We start from the raw sequence: 23,369 nt of genomic DNA on the forward strand, positions 1-23,369 counted from the left end.
TTGGAGCCTGGGCGGCGGCTGGTTGCCGCCGTCATCGCCCCGCGCGGCGCACCCTCGACGCGGCGTGTTCCGGACCGTGCACGCGGGGGAAGCCCGGTCTGGCGGTGAGCGGGGTCAGGCTCGGCGGGCCCAGGCGAGGGCGGGGGCGACCAGGACCTCGGTGGCGTCGGCGAGTGGGGTGGGCAGGTCGTCAGGCGCGAACCAGCCCAGGGCGGACGACTCGGCGCTGACGGTTTCGACGGCGCCGGTGGGGGCGATGGCGGCATACCTGACGTCATAGTGCAGGGCGGGGCCGCCGGCGCACTGGACGTGGTGGACGTCGAGGCCGATGGGGGCCTCGCTGATCCGCAGGCCCGCGATGCCCGACTCCTCGGTCGCCTCGCGGAGCGCCGCGGCCGCCACGGTCGCGTCGCCGGGCTCGCAGTGGCCGCCGAGCTGGACCCAGCGCTTGATCCTGCCGTGCAGGCACAGCAGGACGCGCTCGGCGGTGGAGTCGACGACGAGGGCGCTCGCCGTGACGTGAGCCCCCGGGTGCTCGCGCCACACCGTCGAAGGGTCGCGGAGGACGAACTCGATGAACCGCCGCCGAGTCTGCTCCGCCTCGTCGCTCGGGGGCGTCCACTGTGTCAGCACCGCGAGGGCGTCATCGTGCAACGTCGTCATAGTGACGGCAGGCTACCGCGACCGACGGCGAGCACGCCGAGTGGTATGCCGCCTTCCGGGACGTCGACCCCGGAGAGGTCGACCTGGTCCGCCTCCAGCCACTCGGACGCGATGCCGTCGGCGGCGAGCCCGGCCCTGATCCGCTGCACCTCCATGCCCGCCTCCATGGCCCGCCGCAGGTCGCCGGCCGGGGCCCAGACCAGCAGCAACCGCTCCGCCCCGTCCGTCGCGGCGGAGCGGGCGGCGGCCGGCGGGGGCAGCTCGGGAAACGTGAGCGGCGGGGTGTCGCGGATGGCGGCGGCGGTGCGGAGGCCCTTGGCGACCGCCTCGGCGGTGCCGAGCGAGAACAGGTCGGCGTCGGCGCCACGGATCAGCGGGGCGGCGCCCTCACCGTGACCGCTCGGGCGGATCGGCAGGCCGCGGACGACGGCGACCGGGACCTGGCCGATCTTGCCCTTGACCAGGTCGGCGGCGGCGGCGAGCTCGTCGACCACGGCCATCTGGGTCAGCTGCAGCTCATTGCCGTGCGCGTCGCGCACCCCACGGTAGTCCGTCATGGCGTCGATGCCGGCGGCGCCGATGGCGACGTCGGTGAGGCCCATCCGCCAGGGGCGGCCCATCGTGTCGGTGACGACGACCGCGACGTGCCGGCCGAAGCGCTCCCGGAGCTCGTCGCGCAGCCAGCGGGCCGATGCGTCCGGGTCCTTGGGCAGCAGGACGAGCCGGGAAGGCTCCACATTGGACGCGTCGATGCCGGCCGACGCGAGCACGAACCCGTGATGCGTCTGCACGATCTGCGTCGCGCCCCGGCGGGCGACGACCCGGGACGTCTCGGCCCGCAGCACCGCCTCGCGGGCGGCCTCCCGTGCGGGCTCCTCCAGCGGCACGTCGACCAGCTGCCCCTCGGCCTTGCTGACGATCTTGCTGGTGACGACGAGGATGTCGCCGTCGACCAGCCACGGCGCGGCCGTCGTGATCAGCGCGGCCAGGTCGTCACCGGGGCGCACCTCGCCGATGCCGGCCACCGGCAGCACCTCGAACCCCACGGGCGGAACACTCACGCCGCCACCCCCTCCTCGCTCCACCGGTGAAGACCCGCCCCCGGTGGTCATGCCACGCCTGCCACGGACAGCGCCTCCCGGACGATCGCCGAGGTCGCCGGCACGTCGGTCATCCACAGCGGGCAGGCGCGGACGGTCAGGCCGGGCACCTCGACGCCCGCGTCGGTGTCGTCGACGAGCCAGCCGTCCAGGACGCCACCGGCCGAGCGGGCGCCGAACAGGCCGCCGACGCCGGCGGGGCTGCACTCGACGTCCATCACGGCCAGGCACTTGTCGGCCATGCCACGGACAGGCGCGGTGCCGATGATGGGGGACACGCCCACGACCGGGGCCGGGCCGGTGGCGACCGCCTCGCGGACCGCGGGGACGGCCAGGATCGGCGCGATCGAGACGATCGGGTTGCTCGGGGCCACCAGCACGACATCCGCCGCGGCGATCGCGTCCAGCACCCCCGCGGCCGGCTTGGCCGTCTCGGCGCCGACGAAGACGAACCGCGACGTCGGGATCTCCGCCCGGTGCCGGATCCACCACTCCTGGAAGTGAATCGCGCGGGAGGCGCCGCCGACCTCGACCACCGCGTGCGTCTCGACCCGGTCGTCGCTGGCGGGGAGCATGCGGATGCCGGGCTGCCAGCGGTCACAGAGCGCCTCGGTCACGGCGGACAGCGGATAGCCCGCGTCGAGCATGCGGGTGCGCACCAGGTGGGTGGCGATGTCCTTGTCGCCGAGGCCGAACCAGGTGGGCTCCGCCCCATAGGCGGCGAGCTCCTCCTTGACGGTCCACGTCTCACCGACGCGCCCCCAGCCGCGCTCGGGATCGGCGCCGCCACCGAGCGTGTACATCACGCTGTCCAGGTCGGGGCAGATCCGCAGGCCGTGCAGGGTCACGTCGTCGCCGATGTTGACCACCGCGGTGACCTCCGCGCCCAACTCCTGCCCCACCGCGCGCACCCCGAGAAGGAAGCGCGCGCCGCCGATGCCACCCGCCAGAACCACGATCCGCATGCCCTCATCCTGCCCCACGGGTATGACAGTTCCCGTGCGAGGCGGCCGGTCCGGCCACGCACGCGGATTTTCCGTTCGAGGGCTAGGCTGCGAGCGACCTGTCGCGTGTCCGCTAGATCTTGGGGAGAGCCAGTGAGCACCCAGCCACCCGATCCGACCTCGTCGGCGGCGCCGCACCCGGCTTACGCCGCCGGACCGGCCACCTCGTCCTTCGCGCCCCAGGTGCCGGCGCGGCAGCCCGGCCAGAGCGCCCCGGTGACGGTCGACGCCAAGAAGGCCCGCTCGCTCACGCTGCCGTATCGCGAGCTGGCGGCGTTCGTGCTGCTCGGCGCGACCGCGGCGTACCTGCTCGCCGGGTTCATCTCGCTGCTGACCTCGCTGGACAACAACGTCCTGCTGAACGCGGGCGGCACGTTCGGCAGGTTCGTCAACCTGCAGACGATCCTGCTGCCGGTCCTGGCGGTGCTGGTCGCGACCCACATCGACCCCGTGGTGCCGAAGGCGAAGGTCATCGTCCTCGTCGGGCTCGTCGAATACGGCGTCGCGGCGCTCTTCGGCCTGATCCTGCTGCTCGCCAGCCTCATCGGCGACCTGGACACCGAGTCGGGCCTGCGGGCGACCTCGGCGCTCACGATCTTCCTGACCCGCCTCGCCGACCTCGCGCTGCTGGGGCTCGTCTTCTTCCTGGTGATCAGGGTGTACCTCGGAGCCTACGCACCCCCGAAGCCGGCCCCCGGCGTGTACGGCCAGCCCGCGTACCCCTACGGGCAGCAGCCGGGCTACCAGCACCCGCAGCAGCAGTACGGGTACCAGCAGCAGACCGGCTCGGTCCCGCAGCAGCCGTACCAGCAGCAGCCCGCCCAGCACCAGCAGCCGACCGGTGGCTGGAGCAACCCCGCGACGACGGGCACGGGTCAGGTCGTCCCCGGTGCGCAGCAGTACGCGGCGCAGCCCCTCGCCCACCCGGCCGCGCAGGCCTCGGGCGCTCCGGCCGTGGGCCCCGCGTCGGGTGCCCCGGCGTACAACCAGCAGGCGGCCCCGGGGTACAACCCGCAGTCGACGGGCGCGCCCGCCTTCAACGCCCAGGCCGCCCCCGCGCAGAGCCCGCAGTCGACGGGCGCCCCGGCGTTCACCGCACCGGCGTTCGCCCCGCAGCCCGCGGCGGCCGAGCCGGTGTCCGCGGCGCCCGCTTCGACGCCGCCGCTGAGCTCGCCGTTCGCGACGTACACGGCGCCCTCCACCCAGCCGGTCTCGGCGCCACCGGTCACCCCGCCGGTCTCCTCGCCGCCCGCCGACGGCGGCGCGACGCCTTCGGGCGGGTTCGCGGCGGCCGGCTGGCCCGGCGGGTCCTCGACCCACCCGACCTCGGGCGCGGCCACCGGTGCACCCGCGGCGCAGCAGCCGGCGGAGGACACCGGCGCCGGCGCGGCCTCACCGTTCGGCAAGACGGGTGCGTTCCCGGAGGCCGGCACCGCGGCGGGTCCGGCGGGCGAGCCCACGGCGGCCCCGGCCGGACAGGAGCCCACCGCCCAGATCTGGGCCGCGGGGGAGACCACGGCAGCCCACGGGATCGGCGGCGAGCCGGAGACCCAGGCCGCCCCGGTCAGCATCGCCAAGGCTGACGCCGACCCGGACGCCACCGCCGCGTCCTCGCCGGTCAGCGCCGCCGCGGCCGAGACCACCGGCGACGTCACCGGGGCACACGCCCCGGCGCACCCGGGTGCCGAGGACGTGACCCAGGCGCACAGCCCCGCGCACGACCCGGACGCCACCGAGGTGTTCCGGCCCGCCGGCCAGGAAGACCCGCGGCCGTCGACCGACCACGGCGACGACGACGAGACCCAGCGCACCCAGGCGATCCCACCCAAGCACTGAACGCCGAGGCACTGAACGCCGAGGCCCTGAACGCCGAGGCCCTGAACGCCGAAGCACTGAACGCGAAGTACTGAACACTGGAACACGCACGACGCGGGCGCCCGTCACACGACGGGCGCCCGCCGCCGTAAGCAGCGAAGACGGCATGAAAGCAACGACACCGTCAGCAGCGCGGACACCGTGGAAAGCAACAACACCGCCAGCAGCGCAGACACCGTGGAAAGCAATGACCGTCAGTAGCGCAGACACCGTGGACAGCGAGGCGCCGCAAGCAGCGCAGACGGCGTGGGAAGCACAGACGGCGTGGGATGCGCGGACGCCGTGGGAAGCGGGGACCGCGCAAGGAGAACAGTCACATCGGATGTGCGGGCCGATCCGCCCGGCGGCGGCCTAGGCTGCAAGCTGTGACGTCTGTAGTCAGAGGAACCGAAGGCAACGCCATGCGCCGGGCGCTGCGCCGTGCGGCCGACGGCCGTGCCCTTGACGTGACCGAGGCCGCCGTCCTGCTCGCCGCCCGCGACCAGGCCCTCGACGACCTGCTCGCGGTCGCCGGCGCGGTGCGCGACGCGGGGCTCGCCGACGCCGGCAGGCCCGGCGTCGTCACGTACTCACGCAAGGTCTTCATCCCGCTGACCAGGCTGTGCCGGGATCGGTGCCACTACTGCACGTTCGCGACGGTGCCGCACCGGCTGCCCAGCGAATACCTGGAGATCGAAGAGGTCCTCGCGATCGCCAGGGAAGGCGCGCGGCAGGGCTGCAAGGAGGCCCTGTTCACGCTCGGCGACCGCCCCGAGGAGCGCTGGGACCAGGCGAAGCGCTGGCTCGACGAGCGCGGCTACGACTCCACGCTGGACTACCTGCGCGCCTGCGCGATCGCCGTGCTGGAGGAGACGGGCCTGCTGCCGCACCTGAACCCCGGCGTGCTGTCGTGGGCGGAGCTGCAGCGGCTCAAGCCGGTCGCCCCCAGCATGGGCATGATGCTCGAGACGACGGCGACCAGGCTGTGGTCGGAGCCGGGCGGCGCGCACTACGGCTCACCGGACAAGGAGCCCGCGGTGCGGCTGCGGGTCCTGGACGACGCGGGCCGGGTCGGGGTGCCGTTCACGACCGGCATCCTCATCGGCATCGGCGAGACGATCGAGGAGCGCGCCGAGGCGCTGTTCGCGATCCGCAGGACGATGCGCGAGTTCGGCCACATCCAGGAGGTCATCGTCCAGAACTTCCGCGCGAAGCCCGACACGGCGATGCGCGGCATGCCCGACGCGGAGCTGCACGAGCTGGCGGCCACGGTCGCGGTCGCGCGGCTCGTCCTCGGCCCTAAGGCCAGGATCCAGGCCCCGCCGAACCTCATCGACGACGAGCACGGGCTGATGCTCAGGGCCGGCATCGACGACTGGGGCGGCGTCTCCCCGGTCACCCCGGACCACGTCAACCCCGAGCGCCCGTGGCCGGCGATCCAGGATCTGTCCGAGAAGTCCGCGCAGCACGGCTTCCAGCTCAAGGAACGCCTCACCATCTACCCCGAGTACGCGAAGAAGCAGAACCCCTGGCTCGACCCCAGGCTCGCCGCGCACGTGGACGCCCTCATGGATCCGGAGACGGGCCTGGCGAAGGAGGACACGAAGCCGGTCGGAAAGCCCTGGCAGGAGCCCGACGGCGGCATCCAGAGCACCGGCCGCACCGACCTGCACGCGGCCATCGACACCGCGGGCCGCACCGAGGACCGCCGCGGCGACTTCGACTCGGTCTACGGCGACTGGCAGGAGGTCGCCGCGCGCGTCAGCACGAAGACGCAGGCCACGATGGACAGTGACGTCCACAGTGGACTCAAGAGGGCCGAGAAGGACCCCGGGAGCCTGCTGCTGCCACAGTACGAGCGGGAAGCCCTCGCACTGTTCAATGTGGACGGCGACGGCCTGGAGGTGCTCACGCGGATCGCCGACGACCTCCGGAAGGCGGCCGTCGGTGACGACATCACCTACGTGGTCAACCGGAACATCAACTTCTCCAACGTCTGCTACGTCGGCTGCCGGTTCTGCGCGTTCGCCCAGCGCGAGCGCGACGCCGACGCCTACCGCCTCTCCTACGAGGAGGTCGCCGACCGCGCCGAGGAGGCCTGGCTGGCCGGCGCCGGCGAGATCTGCATGCAGGGCGGCATCGACCCGAAGCTCCCGATCGGCGCGTACGCCGAGCTCGTCCGCGCGATCAAGACCCGCGTCCCGGGCATGCACGTCCACGCGTTCAGCCCGATGGAGGTCGTGACCGCCGCCTCGAAGGCCGGCGTGTCGATCCGCGACTGGCTGACCCAGCTGAAGGAGGCGGGCCTCGACACGATCCCCGGCACCGCCGCGGAGATCCTCGACGACGAGGTCCGGTGGGTGCTCACGAAGGGCAAGCTGCCGACGTCAGCGTGGGTGGAGGTGGTGACCACGGCGCACGAGCTCGGCATCCGGTCGAGTTCGACGATGATGTACGGCCACGTCGACCACCCGGGTCACTGGCTCGGCCACTTCCGGGTGCTCGCCGGCATCCAGGACCGCACGGGCGGGTTCACCGAGTTCGTGGCGCTGCCGTTCGTGCACCACAGCGCGCCGATCTACCTCGCCGGCATCGCGCGGCCGGGCCCGACGTGGCGCGACAACCGGGCCGTGCACGCGATGGCCAGGATCCTGCTGCACGGCAGGATCGACAACATCCAGTGCTCATGGGTGAAGCTCGGCGACGAGGGCACGGTGGCGATGCTCAACGGCGGCGCCAACGACATCGGCGGCACGCTGATGGAGGAGACCATCTCCAGGATGGCCGGCTCCGAGCACGGCTCCGCCCGCACCCGGGAGGAGCTGGAGGCGATCGGCAAGGCCGCCGGCCGCCCGGTGCGGCAGCGGACCACCACCTACGGCCGCGTGGAGGCAAGGAGCTAAAGCGGCAGCGCTCCGGTGGTGGGCACCATGGCCAGGACGGCGACAAGGCCGCCGAGCAGCGCGACCCTGAGCAGCCGCCGGCGTGGCCAGACGACCGCCAGGATCAGCGCCACACCGGCGACCTTGAACGGGTGCGTGCGGACCTGGACGACGGGCCAGCCCACGCTGGGGAGGATCAGGCGGACCGGCCCGATCACCTGTCTTCGCTCGACGGGACGGGTGTCCGGTCGCTGGTTCGCGTCGCCCTTCACCGTGAACGTGCCGTCCTCCGCCTGTGCCACGACCCGGTGCGTGACCAGCCCACGCGGGTCGTTGTAGGTGACGATCTCGTAGACGGCGAGGGACGTCGCCTGAGGATCGACGAGAATGACGTCACCGGCGTGCATGGCCGGCGCCATCGACTCGGACGTGACCACGTAAGGCTTCCAGCCCAGGCCGATGATCCCGACCGTGAAGAGCACTGTGGTCACCGCGGCGCCGAGCAGCAGCCGCCTGATCACGACGGTATCCCAGGACACGCGCAGCACTCATGGTTTCCCCGCACATCGGCGCATTTCGGCCGTGGATCCGGGGGGTTGAGCAAACTCGCCGAGAGAGTTCCGGCGCGTCCGGCGTGTCGCGCGTTACCTCGAGTAGGGCTGCATCGGTATGGGTACGGCATGGGTGCAAGCGATCGCCCGAGCGGGCCTATTTATCAGGTTCGGCTTGACGACGCACGCATTACACGCGTGTAATTTCACGGGGGATGTTCAGGGGGATGACCGAAAGTTGGTCATCTTTCGGACATTAAGAACACCGCGCCGAGGAACAGCAACCTTGTAGGACATGCGCCTTCCGCGTGGGGGGTTGCGCCGGCATCGCCGCCGGCGCGCAAGAAGGAGGCACGCTGATGGACGGCCGACCAGTCGTGGCCGACCTGCTGGGTAACGCTCCGGAGTGGCAAGAACGCGCTTTGTGCTCGCAGACCGACCCGGAGGCATTCTTTCCGGAGAAGGGTGGGTCCACCCGCGAGGCCAAGCGCATCTGCTCGCGCTGCGAGGTGCGGGCGGACTGTCTTGAATACGCGCTGGGGCACGACGAGCGCTTCGGGATTTGGGGTGGGCTCTCGGAACGGGAGCGTCGCAAGCTCAAACGACGCGCTGCCTAGCAGGTCGCAGGTTTTGTGGGGGTCCCGGCCGGGAGGCCGGGACCCCTCATGCGTCTGGCGGGATGACCCGCAGGTGACCGCGGCGGCCCTGCTGGTGCGGATGGTTGCCGGGGTCCTCCTTGTGCGGCGCGGGGCGCGCCGCCTCGCGGACCGCCTCGGCGAGGGCGACCAGGTCGTCGTTGGACGGCGGCGGCGGACCGTACTCACCCTCGTGCCGGACCAGGTCCCAGCCCCGGGGCGCGGTCAGCCCGCGGGCGTGCGATTCGCACAGGTCATAGGAGTGCGGCTCGGCGAACGCCGCGAGCGGGCCGACGACTGCGGTCGATTCGGCATAAATGTACGTCAACGTCGCAACGGGCTGTCGGGGGCATCCGTTGCGCGAGCATCGACGTGGGGTCCTCACGGCCGAACCGTATCGCTCCGTGGGCCCGAGCCCAACCCCGAAGCCTCACGACACGCCGTGGTGACCACGCCGACACGCCCGTCCGGTTGACTGGCCGCCCGTCGAAGTGGCATGGACGATGTCGACGTGGCGCCGTGCCACTGCCACGGCGGTGGTGGCGCTACGCTGGCAGCGTGGCGAGCCCCGATCGACGACGCAGCGGACCGGGACGGCGTGGCCGCGACCGGCACGGCCGGGGGCTGCGCGGCCGGTTGGTGCCCGCCTCCCTGCCGATGTCCCGCACCCGCGCGGAGATGTTCGACGACCTGGTGCTGGACTCCGTCGAGCAGCTGGAGCAGCGCTTCGCCAACGAGCTGGCCGGCGTCGAGTTCGCCGTCGAGGACGTCCCGCCGGATCTCAACGTCTACGACTCCGACGTGCTCGAGGACGGCGAGGTGCCCCTCGCGCGGCTGCTGCCGGGCCGCCCGGGCCGCCACGGCGTCCCGCCGCGGATCGTGCTGTATCGCCGCCCCCTGGAGTTCCGGGCCGCGGACCACGACGACCTCGCCGATCTGGTCCACGACGTGATCCTGGAGCAGGTCGCCAACCTGCTGGGCGTCGCGCCCGAGGATCTCGAGCCGTAACACCTCAGCCACCGAGCACCCGTGCCATCAGTGCGGCCCGGCGCGACGGCCGGCCCGTCCGCGACTCCGACGCGTCGGCGCCGGTCATCACCCGCAGGCTGGTGTTCACCCCGAGCCACCGCAGCGGCTCCGGCTCCCAGCGCGGCGAGCGGTGCCCCACCCAGGGCAGTCCGACCAGCGGTGAGTCCTGCTTGCGGATGAGGTCCGCGAGGGTACGGCCGGCGAGGTTCGACGTGCCGACCCCGTCACCCACGTAGCCACCCGCCCAGGCCAGCCCGGTGGCCGGGTCGAGCCCGACCGACGCCATCCAGTCCCGCGCGATCCCGAGCGGCCCGCCCCACGAGTGGGCGACGGCGGCGTCCTCGAGCGCCGGGAAGAGGTCGACCAGGACCCGGCGCAGCTCCGCGAACACCCGCGGCGACGCGTCGAACGCCGGCGCGACCGCCGAGCCGAAGTGGTACGGCGCGCCCCGCCCCCCGAAGGCGAGCCGGTCGTCGGCGGTGCGCTGCCCGTAGATGATGAGGTGCCGGTGATCGGAGAACGTCTCCCGCCGCGCCAGGCCGGCGGACGCCCAGAACGACGCGGGCAGCGGCTCGGTCGCGATCATCAGCGAGTAGACCGGCGCGATCGCCCGGCGCAGCCCCGGCAGCCGGGGTGTGAAGCCCTCGGTGGCCCGCACCACGATCGGCGCCCGCACCGTCCCGTGTGGAGTTTCGGCCCGGCCCGCGGTGATGGCCGTGACCGGGGTCTGCTCGAACAGCCGCACCCCGAGCCGCTCCACCGTGGACGCCAGCCCACGCACGAGCCTCGCCGGCTGGATCGCCGCGCAGTGGGGCGTGTACGTGCCGCCGAGCACATTCGTCGCGCCGACCCGCTCGAACGCCTCCTCGGAGGACAGCAGCCGCAGGTCGATGCCGAGCTTCTGCGCCTCGGCGACCTCGTGCCGCGCCCGCTCCAGCTGTACCGCCGAACGCGCCAGGACGACGGTCCCGCCCTTGGCGTAGTCGCAGTCGATGCCTTCGAGCGCCGTGACCCGCCCGACCTCGTCCACAGTCGACTCCATCGCGGCGTTGAGCGCGAGCGCCGCCGGCAGCCCGTGGGCGCGGGCGAGGGCCGGCACCGACTTGGGGAACAGCGCCGAGCACCAGCCGCCGTTGCGGCCGCTGGCCCCGAACCCCGCGGTCTCGGCCTCCAGCACCACGACCCGCAGCGCCGGGTCCGCCTTGGCGAGGTAGTACGCGGTCCACAGTCCCGTGTACCCGGCGCCGACGATCGCCACGTCCGCGTCCGTGTCGCCGGGCAGCGCCGAACGCGGCGGAACCGGTGGGAGCACGGACATCCAGAAGCTCATGACTCCTCCTCGCACTCGATCGGTTCGCCGCGTTCGACGCGGAACGGCACTACCCCCGTCCAAACGTCGTACCCCGCGTCCTCGGGGGAAGTGCTCGGCGGCCCGTCGCTCACCTTGACCGACACTTCGTCCAGGGGCAGGGCGAGGACCAGGGTGGCGGCCAGTTCCTTGCGTGAGGGCGGGCGGACGACCGCCCATCGCCCGGGCGTGACGTGTTCGCTGATGGTCGCCAGGGCCGGCAGCTTGTCCTCGACGACCGTGCAGCGGCCCAGGACCATCACGGACCGGTAGTGCATCGAGGTCTCGAAGGCGCTGCGGGCCAGGACCAGGCCGTCGAGCAGGGTCACCGTGAAGCAGCACGGCGCGCCCTCCGCCAGGACGCGGAACAGGCGGCTGCCGGTGGAGCCGTGGAAGAGCACCGAGGAGCCGGACCGGCCGTACGCGACGGGGATCGCGTACGGCTGTCCATCATGGACGATCGAGAGGTGGCCGACCGTCCCCGCGTCGAGAATGCCGTGCAGCACGGCGGGGTCGTCGACCTGGAGCTCAGGAAGCCGACGGACCCGCGTCCGGCTCAGAGGCGCGCCCATGCCTCGGTCAGCACCGAACGCAGGATCTGCTCGATCTCGATGAAGTGGCTCTCGTCGCAGATCAGCGGCGGCGCCAGCTGGATCACTGGGTCACCACGGTCGTCGGCGCGGCAGTACAGGCCGGCGTCGAAGAGGGCCTTGGACAGGAAGCCGCGCAGCAGCGCCTCGGACTCCTCGTCGTTGAAGGTCTCCTTCGTCGCCTTGTCCTTCACCAGCTCGATGCCGAAGAAGTAGCCGTCGCCGCGGACGTCGCCGACGATCGGCAGGTCGTACAGGCGCTCCAGATAGGACCGGAAGAGCGGCGAGTTGGCCCGGACGTGCCCGTTGAGGTCCTCGCGCTCGAAGATGTCGAGGTTCGCCAGGGCGACCGCGGAGCCGACGGGGTGGCCGCCGTACGTGATGCCGTGGGCGAACCAGTTGGCCCCGTCGAGGAACGGCTCCGCGAGCCGCTCGGAGGCGAGCATCGCGCCGAGCGGCACGTAGCCGGAGGTGAGGCCCTTCGCGACGGTGATGATGTCGGGCTGGTAGCCGAAGCGCTTGGCGCCGAAGTACTCGCCGAGCCGCCCGAACGCGCAGATGACCTCGTCGGAGACGAGCAGCACGTCGTACCGGTCGCAGATCTCGCGGACCCGCTGGAAGTAGCCGGCCGGGGGCGGGAAGCAGCCGCCCGCGTTCTGCACCGGCTCCAGGTAGACGGCCGCGACGGTCTCCGGGCCCTCGAACTCGATCGCCTCGGCGATGCGGTCCGCGGCCCAGACGCCGAACTGCTCCTCGGTCATCGACTGGTCGGGCCGGCGGTAGAAGTTGGTGTTCGGCACCCGGAACGCGCCCGGCACGAGCGGCTCGAACTCCTGCTTGAGCACGGGGATGCCGGTGATCGACAGGGCGCCCATCGACGTGCCGTGGTAGGCGATCGAGCGGGACAGCACCTTCGTCTTCATCGGCTTGCCGGTGCGCTTGAAGTACGAGCGGGCCAGCTTCCACGCGCTCTCGACGGCCTCGGAGCCGCCGGTGGTGAAGAAGACCCGGTTCAGGTCGCCGGGGGTGAGGTCCGCGAGCCGGTCGGCGAGCTCGATCGCCTTCGGGTGCCCGTAGGACCACAGCGGGAAGTACGCCAGCTCGGAGGCCTGCTTGGCGGCGGCGTCGGCGAGCTCGTGCCGGCCGTGGCCGGTCTGCACCACGAACAGGCCGGCGAGGCCGTCGAGGTAGCGCTTGCCGTTGCTGTCGTAGATGTAGGGGCCGTCGCCACGGACGATCACCGGGACCGGGGCGTCGGCGTACGCCGACAGGCGGGTGAAGTGCATCCAGAGGTGGTCACGGGCGGCCTGGTCGAGTCGCCCTGCGTCAGGCTGCGGGTCGGGCTGCTGGTCGGTCATCGGGTCCCCCACGCATAGGTCTGCTTGGCGAGCTTGAGGTAGACGAAGGTCTCCGTGGCGGTGACGCCAGGGATGCTCCGGATCGTGTCGTTGAGAAGGTTCAGCAGGTGCTCGTCATCGGTGCAGACGAGCTCGACGAGCAGGTCGTAGCCGCCGGCGCAGATCACCACGTAGTCGATCTCCGGGACCGCGGCGAGGGCCTTGGCCACCGGCCGCAGGTCGCCTTCGACCTTGAGGCCGATCATCACCTGGCGGGCGAAGCCGAGGGTCAGGGGATCGGTCACCGCCACGATCTGCATGACGCCGGTGTCCAGCAGGCGTTGCACGCGCTGGCGGACCGCCGCCTCCGACAGGCCGACGACCTTGGCGAGGGCGGCGTAGGACATGCGGCCATCGCGCTGCAGCTGCTCGATGATCCGCTTGTTGACGTCGTCAAGGACGGGCTCAGTCACGTGTGGATTCTTGCCCAATACCCGGCTGTTGGCAACTAATTCCATGGCTGCGTAACGAGGGATCTGCGGATTCGTGATCGCCCTCGAACCGATCGCTGTCCGGGGCTGTGTTTCCAATCGGTCACGAACGTAACCCCGATCTGACTAAGTGGCGCTTTTCGTTGTGCGGCTCGATCGTGACGACGGAATCCCTTGTCAGTGATGGCACCTCGTGTCAGGATCGGTCGTCGGATACCACCCCCCCGAGGTTCCGGCCCGAGATCCGTAGGAGCCCTCGTGCGAAATCCCTCTCGCCCGCCGCTCTCGCCCGAAGCGGCCGCCGTCCTCAATGCCACCGGCCTGTCGCGCCGGACCCTGATGCGAGGCCTGTTCGCCGGTGGAGCGTTCATCGCGACGGGCGGCGCCCTCGCCGCGTGCGGCACGAAGCCCGCGAAGAAGACCGAGGCGGAGAAGGCGGCGTGCGTCGCCACCGACGTCTCCGCGACCGAGAAGAAGCTCACCTTCTCCAACTGGCCCCTGTATGTCGACGTCGACGACAAAGACGAGAAGAAGCGGCCCACCCTCGACGCGTTCGCCGCGAAGACCGGCATCGCCGTCACGTACAACGAAGACGTCAACGACAACAACGAGTTCTTCGGCAAGGTCCGCAACCAGCTGCAGGCGTGCCAGTCGATCGACCGCGACGTCATGGTCCTCACCGACTGGATGGCCTCCCGCGTCGTCGGCCTCGGCTGGGTGCAGGCGTTCGACAACGCCAAGACGCCGAACTTCACCAAGAACGTCCTCGCCACCCTGAAGAACCGGGCGTGGGACAAGGACATGAAGTTCGCCGCGCCGTGGCAGTCCGGGCTCACCGGCATCGCCTACAACGCCAAGGCGACCAAGGAGGTCCGCACCGTCGACGAGCTGCTCACCCGCGCCGACCTCAAGGGCAAGATCGCCGTGCTGTCGGAGATGCGCGACACCGTCGGCCTGATCCTCATGTCGCAGGGCAAGGACCCCGGCACCGTCACCGACGCCGAGTACGACGCCGCGCTGGAGAAGCTGAAGAAGGCCGTCGACTCCGGGCAGATCCGCAAGTTCACCGGCAACGACTACAAGGAGGACCTGAACAAGGGCGACCTCGCCGCGTGCTTCGCCTGGTCCGGCGACGTGATCCAGCTCAGCGCCGAGAACCCGGACGTCAAGTTCGTCGCGCCCGAGTCGGGCCTGATGCTGTGGTCGGACAACATCCTCATCCCGTCGACGGCGACCCACAAGGGCAACGTCGAGCAGCTCATCGACTACTACTACGACCCGAAGGTCGCGGCGGAGCTGGCGGCGTACGTCAACTACATCTGCCCCGTCCAGGGCGCGCAGGACGCGATGCAGCAGATCGACCCGGACCTGGCCAGCAACCCGCTGATCTTCCCGGACGCCGCCACCCTCGCCAAGACCAAGGGCTTCAGGGCCCTCACCGAGGACGAGGACAAGAAGTACTCGGCGAAGTTCGAAGCGATCTCGGGGGCCTGATACATGACCGGGCAGCGACACGGTGACAGCGGTGCCGACCTCAGCCTGGTCGGCGTGACGAAGTCGTTCGGCGCCTTCACGGCCGTCGACGACCTCAGCCTGACGGTGCCCCAGGGATCGTTCTTCGCCCTGCTCGGCGCCTCCGGCTGCGGCAAGACCACGACCCTGCGGATGATCGCCGGGCTCGAGGAGCCGACGGCCGGCCGTATCCTGCTCGGCGACCAGGACGTGACCCGGCTGCGGCCCTACAAGCGTCCCGTCAACACGGTCTTCCAGAGCTACGCGCTCTTCCCGCACCTCAACATCGCCGACAACGTCGCGTTCGGCCTGCGCCGCCGCGGCGTCAAGGGCATCGCCGACCAGGTGGAGCGGATGCTCCACCTGGTCGACCTGCAAGGCTTCGGCAAGCGCAAGCCCGCGCAGCTCTCCGGCGGCCAGCAGCAGCGCGTCGCCCTCGCCCGGGCCCTGATCAACCACCCGCGGGTGCTGCTGCTCGACGAGCCGCTCGGCGCCCTGGACCTCAAGCTGCGCCGGCAGATGCAGGTCGAGCTCAAGCGGATCCAGACCGAGGTCGGCATCACCTTCGTGCACGTGACCCACGACCAGGAGGAGGCCATGACCATGGCCGACACCGTCGCGGTCATGAACGCCGGCAAGATCGAGCAGCTCGGCAGCCCCGTGGAGATGTACGACTTCCCCGGCACCGCCTTCGTCGCCAACTTCCTCGGCCAGTCGAACCTCTTCGCCGGCACCGTCACCGGCCGCTCCGGCGACGACCTCCTCGTCGAGGCGCACGGCGCCCGCTACTCCTTGCCGGCGGCCCGCGCCCGGGCCGGCGAAGGGTCCGTGTGGCTCGGCGTGCGGCCCGAGAAGCTGCACCTGGCGGCCGGTCTGGACAAGGTGCCGGCCGGCCACCAGTCCGTCACCGGCATCATCACCGACTCGTCCTACGTCGGCGTCAGCACGCAGTACCTGGTGCGCGCCCCCTGGGGCGACGAGCTCACCGTGTTCGTGCCCAACTCCGGTGTCGCCGCGCCGCTCGCGGTCGCCTCCGAGGTCACCGTGCACTGGCGGCCCGAGCACGCGTTCCTGCTCTCCCGTCCCGCAGGACAGACGGTCGCACCGGTCGTGGACGCCGAGGCCCTGGCATGAGTGCGCTGGGGCACGTGGGAGCAGCGACCACCGGTACACCGGCGAAACTCGAAAAGCCGAAGAAGCGGTGGCTGCCGTATCTGCTGCTGCTCCCCGGCGGCCTGTGGCTGGTCCTGTTCTTCGCCGTGCCCGCGATCCAGCTCTTCGCGACCAGCCTCTACGACCCGAGCGGATCCCTCGAAGAGGGCTACGCGATGACGTGGCAGTTCAGCAACTACGTCGACGCCGCGAGCGAATACCTCCCGCATTTCATGCGCTCGCTCGGCTACGCGGCGCTGACCACCGTCATCTGCCTGCTGCTCGGCTACCCCCTCGCGTACGCGATCGCGCTCAAGGGCGGCCGGTGGAAGAACCTGCTGCTGATCTGCGTGATCGCGCCGTTCTTCACCAGCTTCCTCATCCGCACGCTCGCGTGGAAGGTCATCCTGTCGGACAACGGCTGGCTGGTGACGACCCTCAACACGCTGCACGTGCCGCTGCCCGACGGCCGGCTCCTCGCCACCACCCCCGCCGTCATCGCCGGGCTCGTCTACAACTTCCTGCCGTTCATGGTGCTGCCGCTGTACGCCAGCCTGGAGAAGCTCGACCCGCGGCTGCTCGAGGCCGCCGGCGACCTCTACGCCCGGCCCGTCGCCCGCTTCACCAGGGTCGCCCTGCCGCTGTCGATGCCGGGCGTCGTCGCCGGCACGCTGCTCACGTTCATCCCCGCCGCCGGCGACTACATCAACGCGCAGCTGCTGGGCACCAACCGGCAGTACATGATCGGCAACGTCATCCAGTCGAAGTTCCTGAAGGTCGGTGACTACCCGGGCGCCGCCGCGCTGTCCTTCACGCTGATGGCGGCGATCCTGGTCCTGGTCTTCGTCTACGTCCGGCGCGCCGGGACGGATGAGGTGCTCTGATGCTGCATCGCCTACGCCGCTCCGTCGCCGACCACTGGGTCATGGCGATCGGCCTGCTCGTCCTGCTGTACCTGTTCGTCCCGATCGGGGTCGTCGCCGCGATGTCGTTCCGCGACGCCGGCCGCAACGCGCCCTACTCGCTGGAGAACTACAAGTTCACCTGGGCGCACTGGGCGGACCCCTTCGGCACCGCCGGCATCGGCGACGCCTTCCTGCTCAGCATCGCCATCGCGGCGATCGCCACGCTCGGCGCGGTCATCCTCGGCACGCTGATGTCCTTCGCCCTGGCCCGCCACACGTTCCGCGGCCGCGCCGCCACCAACACCCTGATCTTCCTGCCGATGGCGACGCCCGAGATCGTCATGGGCTCGTCGCTGCTGGCGCTGTTCGTCGCCTCCGGCGTGCAGCTCGGCTTCTGGACGATCGTCATCGCCCACATCATGTTCTGCCTGTCGTTCGTGGTCGTCACCGTCAAGGCGCGCCTCGCCGGCCTCGACCCGCGGCTGCAGGAGGCCGCTATGGACCTCTACGCCAACGAGGCTTCTACCTTCCTGCGGGTCACGCTGCCGCTGGTCATGCCCGGCATCGTCGCGGCGGCACTGCTGTCCTTCTCGCTGTCCTTCGACGACTTCATCGTCACCAACTTCAACTCCGGCAGCACCGTCACGTTCCCGATGTTCGTCTGGGGCGCCTCGCAGCGGGGCATCCCGCCGCAGATCAACGTGATCGGCACCGCCATGTTCGTCATCTCCTTCCTGGTCGTGCTCATCGGCCAGGTCCCCGCCATGCGCCGCTCCCGTCAGAAGGGCTGACCGATGCGCCTGCTCATCGTCGGCGCCGGTGGCGTCGGCTCCGCCGCCGCGCGCATCCTCGCCCGCCGGTCGTTCTTCTCCGCTTGTGTCGTCGCCGACTATTCGCTGGACCGCGCGCGGGCGGCCGTCATGGACGCCCGGTTCGTCGCGGCTCAGATCGACGCCTCGTCCGCGGACGCCGTGGCGGAGCTCTGCCGCTCGTTTGCGATCACGCACGTGCTCAACGCCGTGGATCCCCGGTTCGTCATGCCGATCTTCGAGGGCGCCTTCGCCGCCGGCGCGCACTACCTCGACATGGCCATGTCGCTGTCCTCACCGCACCCCACCGCCCCGTACGCGGAGACCGGGGTGAAGCTCGGCGACGAGCAGTTCGCCGCCGCCGCGACGTGGGAGGCCGCCGACCGGCTCGCGCTCGTCGGCATCGGCGTCGAGCCCGGGCTGTCCGACGTCTTCGCCCGGTACGCCGCCGACGAGCTCTTCTCCGAGATCCACGAGGTCGGCGTCCGCGACGGCGCCAACCTCGTGGTGGACGGCTACGACTTCGCGCCGAGCTTCTCCATCTGGACCACGATCGAGGAGTGCCTGAACCCGCCGGTCGTCTGGGAACGCGACCGCGGCTGGTACACTACGGCGCCCTTCTCCGAGCCTGAGGTCTTCGACTTCCCGGAGGGCATCGGCCCGGTCGAGTGCGTCAACGTCGAGCACGAAGAGGTCCTGCTCATCCCGCGCTGGGTCGACTGCCGCCGGGTCACGTTCAAGTACGGCCTCGGCGACGAGTTCATCGACGTGCTCAAGACCCTGCACAAGCTCGGCCTCGACTCGACCCGCAAGGTCCGGGTCGGCGGCGTCGAGGTGGCGCCGCGGGACGTGGTCGCCGCCTGCCTGCCCGACCCGGCCGGCCTGGGCGACCGCATGCGCGGCAAGACCTGCGCCGGCACGCTCGTCACCGGCCTGGACAAGGCGGGAGCCGCTCGCAGCACCTACCTGTACCACGTGGTCGACAACGAGTGGTCGATGGCCGAGTACGGCTCGCAGGCCGTCGTGTGGCAGACGGCGATCAATCCGGTGGTGGCGCTGGAGCTCCTGGCCTCGGGCGAGTGGTCGGGCCGCGGCGTCCTCGGCCCGGAGGCGCTGCCGCCGAAGCCGTTCCTGGAGCTGCTCACCGCATACGGCTCGCCGTGGGGTATGCAGGAAAAATGACCAGATACGGTCCTATGTACGGACCTGACGTCACCTTCCTCGGGGTGCCGGCCTGCGATCTCGCGGACCTCCCGGCCGCGGACGCGGTCATCATCGGCGCCCCCTTCGACGGCGGCACCTCGCACCGGCCCGGGACCCGCTTCGGGCCCGGCGCCATCCGGCAGGCCTGCTACCTGGCCCACGACGGATCCCGCCCGTCCCTCGCCCTGCGCGTCGACCCGCTGCGCGACCTGCGCGTGTACGACGCCGGCGACGTCGAGATGTTCTCCGGCGACGCGGCGGGCTCGGTGCGCCACCTGGAGGAGGCGGTGCACACGGTCGCAGCCACCGGCGCCATCCCCGTGATCCTCGGCGGCGACCACACGATCGCGTGGCCGGACGCCACCGGCGTGGCCCGGCACGTCGGCCACGGCCGCGTCTCCATGGTCCACTTCGACGCGCACGCCGACACCGGCGACACCGAGTTCGGCTCCCTCGTCGGCCACGGCCAGCCGATGCGCCGCCTCATCGAGTCCGGCGCGGTCCGCGGCGACCGCTTCCTGCAGCTGGGCCTGCGCGGGTACTGGCCGGGCCCGGCCACGCTGGACTGGATGGCGGCCCAGCGCATGCGCTCCTACGAGATGACCGAGATCGTGGCCCGCGGCCTCGACGAGTGCCTCACCGAGGCGTTCACGATCGCCACCGACGACTGCGACGGCGTCTTCCTCTCCGTCGACGTCGACGTGGTCGACCCCGGCATGGCCCCCGGCACCGGCACCCCCGAGCCCGGCGGCCTCACCTCCCGCCAGCTCCTCGACGCCGTCCGCCGCTGCTGCTACGAGCTGCCGATCGCCGGCATCGACGTCGTCGAGGTCTCCCCGCCGTACGACCACGCCGAGATCACCGCGTACCTCGCCAACCGCGTCGTCCTCGAAGCCCTGTCCGCCATCGCCAGACGCCGCCGCGGCGACCCCTGGGACCCGCGCCGGCCCCTCCTGGACGGCCGCTAGACTTGTCGGCATGAGCGCAGAAGTGGTCGGCAGGCACATGCCGTTCGCGGCCACGCTCGACGACCTCACCGCGATGATGACCACGGACGAGTTCCATCGCTACGAGCTCAGTCCTGAGGGCGTCCTGTCGGTCCTGCCGGCGGAGTGCGTCGCGCACGCGACCGTCGTCAGCCGGCTCATCATGTGGCTCTGCACTGCCGGGGTCTCGGTTGACCGCTTCGCGCACGCGCTCGGGCTCCGCGTCCCCGGACGGGACGGTTGCAGCGGGGGGCGCATCCCGGACCTGATGGTGTGGAGCAAGCGGCAGACCGGCGGCGAGTGGCTGCCGGCCACCGACGTCCTCCTCGTCGCCGAGGTCGTCTCCGCCGGGACCGAAGGCCTGGACACCGTCACCAAGCGCGTCGAATACGCGGCCGCCGGTATCCCGCGGTACTGGGTGGTCGGCCGGGACGGCGCGCGGACCGTCACCATGCACCGCCTCGAGGACGACCACTACGAGGCCCGGGCGAGCATGCCGCTGGCCTGGCTCCTCGACACCGCCCCGGCCGAGCACGACATGGTCTGACGGTCGGGCCCGGCCGGGGACGGTGTCACAGCGCGGACTCCAGGATGTCCAGGGCTCGGCCGAGGGTGGCGTCGTCCATGACCAGGGGTGGCAGGAAGCGGATCACGTTGCCGTAGGTGCCGCAGGTGAGCAGGAGCAGGCCGGCCGCGTGGGCCGCCTTCTGGATCGCCGCGGTCCTCACCGGGTCCGGGGTGGGTCCCGCCGGGCCGGAGGAGTCCGGCACGACGATCTCCAGGGCGAGCATGGCGCCCCGGCCGCGGACCTCGCCGATGTGCGGGTGGGCGGCGGCGAGGGATTCCAGGCGCGGGCGCATGACCGACTCGATCCGCCGGGCCGCGGCGGCCAGGTCCAGCTCCACCATGGTCTCGATCGAGGCCAGGGCGGCCGCGCAGGCGACGGGGTTGCCGCCGTACGTGCCGCCGAGACCGCCGGCGTGCACGGCGTCCATCACCTCGGCCCGGCCGGTCACCGCGGCGAGCGGCAGCCCGCCGGCGATGCCCTTCGCGGTGGTGATCAGGTCGGGCTCCAGGCCCTCGTGGGTCGAGGCGAACCACTCGCCGGTGCGGCAGAAGCCGGTCTGGATCTCGTCGGCGACGAAGAGCGCCCCCGCGGACCGGGCCCACGCGGCGATCGCCGGCAGGAAGCCGGGCGCGGGCACGATGAAGCCGCCCTCGCCCTGGACCGGCTCGATGAGCACGGCGGCGACCTGGCCGGCGCCGACCTGCTTCTCGATCATGCCGACGGCGAGCGCGGCCGCGTCGGGGCCGGAGAGGCCGTCGCGGAAGGGGTAGGACATCGGCACGCGGTAGATCTCGCCGGCGAACGGACCGAAGCCGTGCTTGTAGGGCATCGCCTTGGCGGTCAGGGCCATCGTGAGGTTGGTGCGGCCGTGGTACGCGTGGTCGAACACCACGACCGCCTGCCGCCCGGTCGCGTGCCGGGCGATCTTCACCGCGTTCTCCACCGCCTCGGCGCCGGAGTTGAACAGCGCCGAGCGCTTCTCGAACGCGCCCGGGGTCAGCGCGTTGAGCTGCTCGCAGACCGCGACGTAACCCTCGTACGGCGCGATCATGAAACAGGTGTGGGTGAAGCGCTCGACCTGGCGCCGCACCGCCTCGACGACCTTCGGCGAGCTGTTGCCGACGTTGGTGACGGCGATGCCGGCGGCCATGTCGATCCACTCGCGACCGTCCACGTCGGACAGCGTGCCGCCCGACGCGTGGTCCACATAGGACGAGATCATGCTGCTGACACCGCGCGCGACCGCGGCACTGCGGCGCCTGTGGAGGTCCTCGGACGCCGTCATCACAGCTCGATGTTGTGCATGACGTGCTTGATCCGGGTGTAGTCCTCCAGCCCGTACATGGACAGATCCTTGCCGTAGCCGGAGGACTTGAAGCCGCCGTGCGGCATCTCCGCGACGATCGGGATGTGGGCGTTCACCCACACGCAGCCGAAGTCGAGCCGGCGGGTCATCCGCATCGCCCGGCCGTGGTCCCTCGTCCAGACCGACGACGACAGCCCGTACTCGACGCCGTTGGCCCAGCGGACCGCCTCGTCCTCGTCGGTGAAGCGCTGCACGGTGATGACGGGGCCGAAGACCTCGTCCTGGATGATCTCGTCCTCCTGGCGCAGGCCGGAGACGACGGTGGGGGAGTAGAAGTAGCCCCGGTCGCCGACCCGGGCGCCGCCCGCGTCGAGCTTCGCGTGGTCGGGCAGCCGGTCGATGAAGCCGGCGACCCGGGCCAGCTGGTTGGCGTTGTTGAGCGGGCCGTAGAGCACGTCCTCGTCGTCGGGCGCGCCGGTCCTCGTCGCGGCGGCCTGCTCGGCGATCGCGGCCACGAAGTCGTCGTAGATGCCGGGGCCGGCGAGCACGCGGGTCGCGGCGGTGCAGTCCTGGCCGGCGTTGAAGTAGCCGGCGACCGCGATCGCCTCGGCCGCCGCCGCCAGGTCCGCGTCGTCGAACACGACGACCGGCGCCTTGCCGCCGAGCTCCAGGTGGGTGCGCTTCAGCATGGGCGCGGCGGCGCCCGCCACCTCGCGGCCCGCGCGGACCGAGCCGGTGATCGACACGAACTGCGGCACGGGGTGCGACACCAGGGCCCGGCCGGTGTCCCGGTCGCCGGTGACCACGTTGAGCACGCCCGGCGGCAGGAACTCCGCGGCCAGCTCGGCCAGCAGCAGCGTCGACACGGGGGTGGTGTCCGACGGCTTGAGCACGACGGTGTTGCCCGCGGCGAGGGCCGGCGCGATCTTCCAGATCGCCATCATGAGCGGGTAGTTCCACGGCGTCACCTGCGCGCAGACGCCGATCGGCTCGCGGCGCACGTAGCTGGTGTGGCCCTTCATGTACTCCCCGGCGGACTTGCCCTCCAGGACGCGGGCGGCGCCGGCGAAGAACCGGACCTGGTCCACGGCCGGGGGCAGCTCGTCGCTGGTGGTCAGGGCCCGCGGCTTGCCGGTGTTCTGGCACTCGGCGTCGATGAGCTCGGCCGCGCGGTCCTCCATCGCGTCGGCCAGCTTCAGCAGCGCCCGCTGCCGCTCCGCGGGCGTGGCGTCGCGCCAGGTCTCGAACGCCTTGCTGGCCGCCTTCACCGCGCGGTCGACGTCGGCCTCGCCCGAGACCGGCGCGGAGGCGAACACCTCACCGGTCGAGGGGTCGATCAGGTCCGAATAACGGCCGTCGGCGGGCTGCACGTGGGCGCCGTCGATGAAGTTCTGCAGTTGCTTGGTCATGTCCACTCCTTTGAGTGCCGGCAGCCACATCCTTC

The 23,369-nt window shown here is 71.4% G+C and carries 22 protein-coding genes; 11 read left to right on the forward strand and 11 right to left on the reverse strand.

Going from position 1 to position 23,369, the window contains the following annotated elements; translation table 11 throughout:
- Positions 1–114 precede the first annotated feature (114 nt).
- The 3 genes from ACFY3L_RS27600 to cofD all read right to left on the reverse strand — a co-directional run bounded on the left by ACFY3L_RS27600 (position 115) and on the right by cofD (position 2,728).
- Positions 115–663, reverse strand: a complete 549-nt coding sequence (locus ACFY3L_RS27600; protein WP_389329912.1) for an NUDIX hydrolase — start codon at positions 661–663, stop codon at positions 115–117.
- A complete protein-coding gene (locus ACFY3L_RS27605) occupies positions 660–1,709 on the reverse strand; it encodes a coenzyme F420-0:L-glutamate ligase (RefSeq protein ID WP_389330114.1) in 1,050 nt (349 codons plus the stop codon). Before ACFY3L_RS27605 ends, ACFY3L_RS27600 begins: the two co-directional genes overlap by 4 nt.
- Before the next feature lie 62 nt (positions 1,710–1,771).
- Positions 1,772–2,728 carry a 2-phospho-L-lactate transferase gene (gene cofD / locus ACFY3L_RS27610; protein ID WP_389329915.1) on the reverse strand — a complete coding sequence of 319 codons (957 nt, stop codon included), beginning with the start codon at positions 2,726–2,728 and terminating at the stop codon, positions 1,772–1,774.
- A 132-nt stretch (positions 2,729–2,860) separates the two neighbouring features.
- Here cofD and ACFY3L_RS27615 point away from each other — a divergent pair, with 132 nt between their 5' ends.
- Positions 2,861–4,603 carry a hypothetical protein gene (locus ACFY3L_RS27615; protein WP_389329918.1) on the forward strand — a complete coding sequence of 581 codons (1,743 nt, stop codon included), beginning with the start codon at positions 2,861–2,863 and terminating at the stop codon, positions 4,601–4,603.
- Between the two features lie 440 nt (positions 4,604–5,043).
- Positions 5,044–7,524 carry a bifunctional FO biosynthesis protein CofGH gene (locus ACFY3L_RS27620; RefSeq protein ID WP_389330117.1) on the forward strand — a complete coding sequence of 827 codons (2,481 nt, stop codon included), beginning with the start codon at positions 5,044–5,046 and terminating at the stop codon, positions 7,522–7,524.
- Here ACFY3L_RS27620 and ACFY3L_RS27625 read toward each other — a convergent pair.
- A complete protein-coding gene (locus tag ACFY3L_RS27625; RefSeq protein ID WP_389329921.1) occupies positions 7,521–8,024 on the reverse strand; it encodes a signal peptidase I in 504 nt (167 codons plus the stop codon). The genes ACFY3L_RS27620 and ACFY3L_RS27625 overlap by 4 nt on opposite strands.
- A gap of 389 nt (positions 8,025–8,413) precedes the next feature.
- Here ACFY3L_RS27625 and ACFY3L_RS27630 point away from each other — a divergent pair, with 389 nt between their 5' ends.
- On the forward strand, positions 8,414–8,671 hold the full coding sequence (locus ACFY3L_RS27630) for a WhiB family transcriptional regulator (RefSeq protein WP_033364663.1): 258 nt from the start codon (positions 8,414–8,416) through the stop codon (positions 8,669–8,671).
- A 46-nt stretch (positions 8,672–8,717) separates the two neighbouring features.
- Here the strand turns inward: ACFY3L_RS27630 and ACFY3L_RS27635 are convergent, their stop codons facing one another.
- Entirely contained in the window at positions 8,718–9,074 is a 357-nt protein-coding gene (locus ACFY3L_RS27635; RefSeq protein WP_033364642.1) for a DUF3499 domain-containing protein, read from the reverse strand.
- Positions 9,075–9,247: 173 nt separating this feature from the next.
- On the opposite strand from ACFY3L_RS27635, the gene ACFY3L_RS27640 reads away from it, so the two are divergent.
- On the forward strand, positions 9,248–9,697 hold the full coding sequence (locus ACFY3L_RS27640) for a metallopeptidase family protein (protein ID WP_033364641.1): 450 nt from the start codon (positions 9,248–9,250) through the stop codon (positions 9,695–9,697).
- Positions 9,698–9,701: 4 nt separating this feature from the next.
- Here the strand turns inward: ACFY3L_RS27640 and ACFY3L_RS27645 are convergent, their stop codons facing one another.
- The 4 genes from ACFY3L_RS27645 to ACFY3L_RS27660 are packed head-to-tail and all read right to left on the reverse strand — an operon-like array spanning position 9,702 to position 13,511.
- Entirely contained in the window at positions 9,702–11,048 is a 1,347-nt protein-coding gene (locus tag ACFY3L_RS27645; protein WP_389329924.1) for an NAD(P)/FAD-dependent oxidoreductase, read from the reverse strand.
- Positions 11,045–11,638: a pyridoxamine 5'-phosphate oxidase family protein gene (locus ACFY3L_RS27650; RefSeq protein WP_389329927.1), complete on the reverse strand. Its 594-nt coding sequence runs from the start codon at positions 11,636–11,638 to the stop codon at positions 11,045–11,047. Before ACFY3L_RS27650 ends, ACFY3L_RS27645 begins: the two co-directional genes overlap by 4 nt.
- Positions 11,623–13,014, reverse strand: a complete 1,392-nt coding sequence (locus ACFY3L_RS27655) for an aspartate aminotransferase family protein (protein ID WP_389329930.1) — start codon at positions 13,012–13,014, stop codon at positions 11,623–11,625. Before ACFY3L_RS27655 ends, ACFY3L_RS27650 begins: the two co-directional genes overlap by 16 nt.
- Positions 13,011–13,511, reverse strand: a complete 501-nt coding sequence (locus ACFY3L_RS27660) for an Lrp/AsnC family transcriptional regulator (RefSeq protein ID WP_389329933.1) — start codon at positions 13,509–13,511, stop codon at positions 13,011–13,013. The genes ACFY3L_RS27655 and ACFY3L_RS27660 overlap by 4 nt, the downstream gene beginning before the upstream one ends.
- A 231-nt stretch (positions 13,512–13,742) precedes the next feature.
- On the opposite strand from ACFY3L_RS27660, the gene ACFY3L_RS27665 reads away from it, so the two are divergent.
- Genes ACFY3L_RS27665 through ACFY3L_RS27695 form a run of 7 tightly spaced genes read left to right on the forward strand, consistent with a single transcriptional unit; the run spans position 13,743 to position 20,598 of the window.
- Positions 13,743–14,978 carry an extracellular solute-binding protein gene (locus ACFY3L_RS27665; RefSeq protein WP_389329936.1) on the forward strand — a complete coding sequence of 412 codons (1,236 nt, stop codon included), beginning with the start codon at positions 13,743–13,745 and terminating at the stop codon, positions 14,976–14,978.
- A gap of 3 nt (positions 14,979–14,981) precedes the next feature.
- Entirely contained in the window at positions 14,982–16,130 is a 1,149-nt protein-coding gene (locus tag ACFY3L_RS27670; protein WP_389329938.1) for an ABC transporter ATP-binding protein, read from the forward strand.
- Positions 16,131–16,144: 14 nt separating this feature from the next.
- Positions 16,145–17,032: an ABC transporter permease gene (locus ACFY3L_RS27675; protein WP_389329941.1), complete on the forward strand. Its 888-nt coding sequence runs from the start codon at positions 16,145–16,147 to the stop codon at positions 17,030–17,032.
- Positions 17,032–17,844, forward strand: coding sequence for an ABC transporter permease (locus ACFY3L_RS27680; protein ID WP_389329944.1), 813 nt, complete (start codon positions 17,032–17,034; stop codon positions 17,842–17,844). The genes ACFY3L_RS27675 and ACFY3L_RS27680 overlap by 1 nt, the downstream gene beginning before the upstream one ends.
- A gap of 3 nt (positions 17,845–17,847) precedes the next feature.
- Positions 17,848–19,044 (forward strand): saccharopine dehydrogenase family protein, encoded by a 1,197-nt coding sequence (locus tag ACFY3L_RS27685; protein ID WP_389329947.1) that lies wholly within the window; start codon positions 17,848–17,850, stop codon positions 19,042–19,044.
- Positions 19,041–20,033, forward strand: coding sequence for an agmatinase (gene speB, locus ACFY3L_RS27690; RefSeq protein ID WP_389329950.1), 993 nt, complete (start codon positions 19,041–19,043; stop codon positions 20,031–20,033). Before ACFY3L_RS27685 ends, speB begins: the two co-directional genes overlap by 4 nt.
- A gap of 10 nt (positions 20,034–20,043) precedes the next feature.
- A complete protein-coding gene (locus ACFY3L_RS27695; RefSeq protein ID WP_389329953.1) occupies positions 20,044–20,598 on the forward strand; it encodes a Uma2 family endonuclease in 555 nt (184 codons plus the stop codon).
- A gap of 25 nt (positions 20,599–20,623) precedes the next feature.
- Here the strand turns inward: ACFY3L_RS27695 and gabT are convergent, their stop codons facing one another.
- On the reverse strand, positions 20,624–21,904 hold the full coding sequence (gabT, locus tag ACFY3L_RS27700; RefSeq protein WP_389329956.1) for a 4-aminobutyrate--2-oxoglutarate transaminase: 1,281 nt from the start codon (positions 21,902–21,904) through the stop codon (positions 20,624–20,626).
- Positions 21,904–23,334, reverse strand: a complete 1,431-nt coding sequence (locus tag ACFY3L_RS27705; RefSeq protein WP_389329959.1) for a gamma-aminobutyraldehyde dehydrogenase — start codon at positions 23,332–23,334, stop codon at positions 21,904–21,906. Before ACFY3L_RS27705 ends, gabT begins: the two co-directional genes overlap by 1 nt.
- Positions 23,335–23,369: the final 35 nt, after the last annotated feature.

The sequence above is a fragment of the Dactylosporangium sp. NPDC000521 genome (assembly GCF_042898305.1).
Taxonomy (GTDB): domain Bacteria; phylum Actinomycetota; class Actinomycetes; order Mycobacteriales; family Micromonosporaceae; genus Dactylosporangium.

Excerpts from the sequence above, each read along its gene's own strand:
- ACFY3L_RS27600 (WP_389329912.1), bottom strand. The coding sequence starts at position 663 with ATGACGACGTTGCACGATGACGCCCTCGCGGTGCTGACACAGTGGACG.
- cofD (WP_389329915.1), bottom strand. The coding sequence starts at position 2,728 with ATGCGGATCGTGGTTCTGGCGGGTGGCATCGGCGGCGCGCGCTTCCTT.
- ACFY3L_RS27620 (WP_389330117.1), top strand. The coding sequence starts at position 5,044 with ATGCGCCGGGCGCTGCGCCGTGCGGCCGACGGCCGTGCCCTTGACGTG.
- ACFY3L_RS27630 (WP_033364663.1), top strand. The coding sequence starts at position 8,414 with ATGGACGGCCGACCAGTCGTGGCCGACCTGCTGGGTAACGCTCCGGAG.
- ACFY3L_RS27645 (WP_389329924.1), bottom strand. The coding sequence starts at position 11,048 with ATGAGCTTCTGGATGTCCGTGCTCCCACCGGTTCCGCCGCGTTCGGCG.
- ACFY3L_RS27650 (WP_389329927.1), bottom strand. The coding sequence starts at position 11,638 with ATGGGCGCGCCTCTGAGCCGGACGCGGGTCCGTCGGCTTCCTGAGCTC.
- ACFY3L_RS27655 (WP_389329930.1), bottom strand. The coding sequence starts at position 13,014 with ATGACCGACCAGCAGCCCGACCCGCAGCCTGACGCAGGGCGACTCGAC.
- ACFY3L_RS27660 (WP_389329933.1), bottom strand. The coding sequence starts at position 13,511 with ATGGAATTAGTTGCCAACAGCCGGGTATTGGGCAAGAATCCACACGTG.
- ACFY3L_RS27670 (WP_389329938.1), top strand. The coding sequence starts at position 14,982 with ATGACCGGGCAGCGACACGGTGACAGCGGTGCCGACCTCAGCCTGGTC.
- ACFY3L_RS27680 (WP_389329944.1), top strand. The coding sequence starts at position 17,032 with ATGCTGCATCGCCTACGCCGCTCCGTCGCCGACCACTGGGTCATGGCG.
- ACFY3L_RS27685 (WP_389329947.1), top strand. The coding sequence starts at position 17,848 with ATGCGCCTGCTCATCGTCGGCGCCGGTGGCGTCGGCTCCGCCGCCGCG.
- speB (WP_389329950.1), top strand. The coding sequence starts at position 19,041 with ATGACCAGATACGGTCCTATGTACGGACCTGACGTCACCTTCCTCGGG.
- ACFY3L_RS27695 (WP_389329953.1), top strand. The coding sequence starts at position 20,044 with ATGAGCGCAGAAGTGGTCGGCAGGCACATGCCGTTCGCGGCCACGCTC.
- gabT (WP_389329956.1), bottom strand. The coding sequence starts at position 21,904 with ATGACGGCGTCCGAGGACCTCCACAGGCGCCGCAGTGCCGCGGTCGCG.
- ACFY3L_RS27705 (WP_389329959.1), bottom strand. The coding sequence starts at position 23,334 with ATGACCAAGCAACTGCAGAACTTCATCGACGGCGCCCACGTGCAGCCC.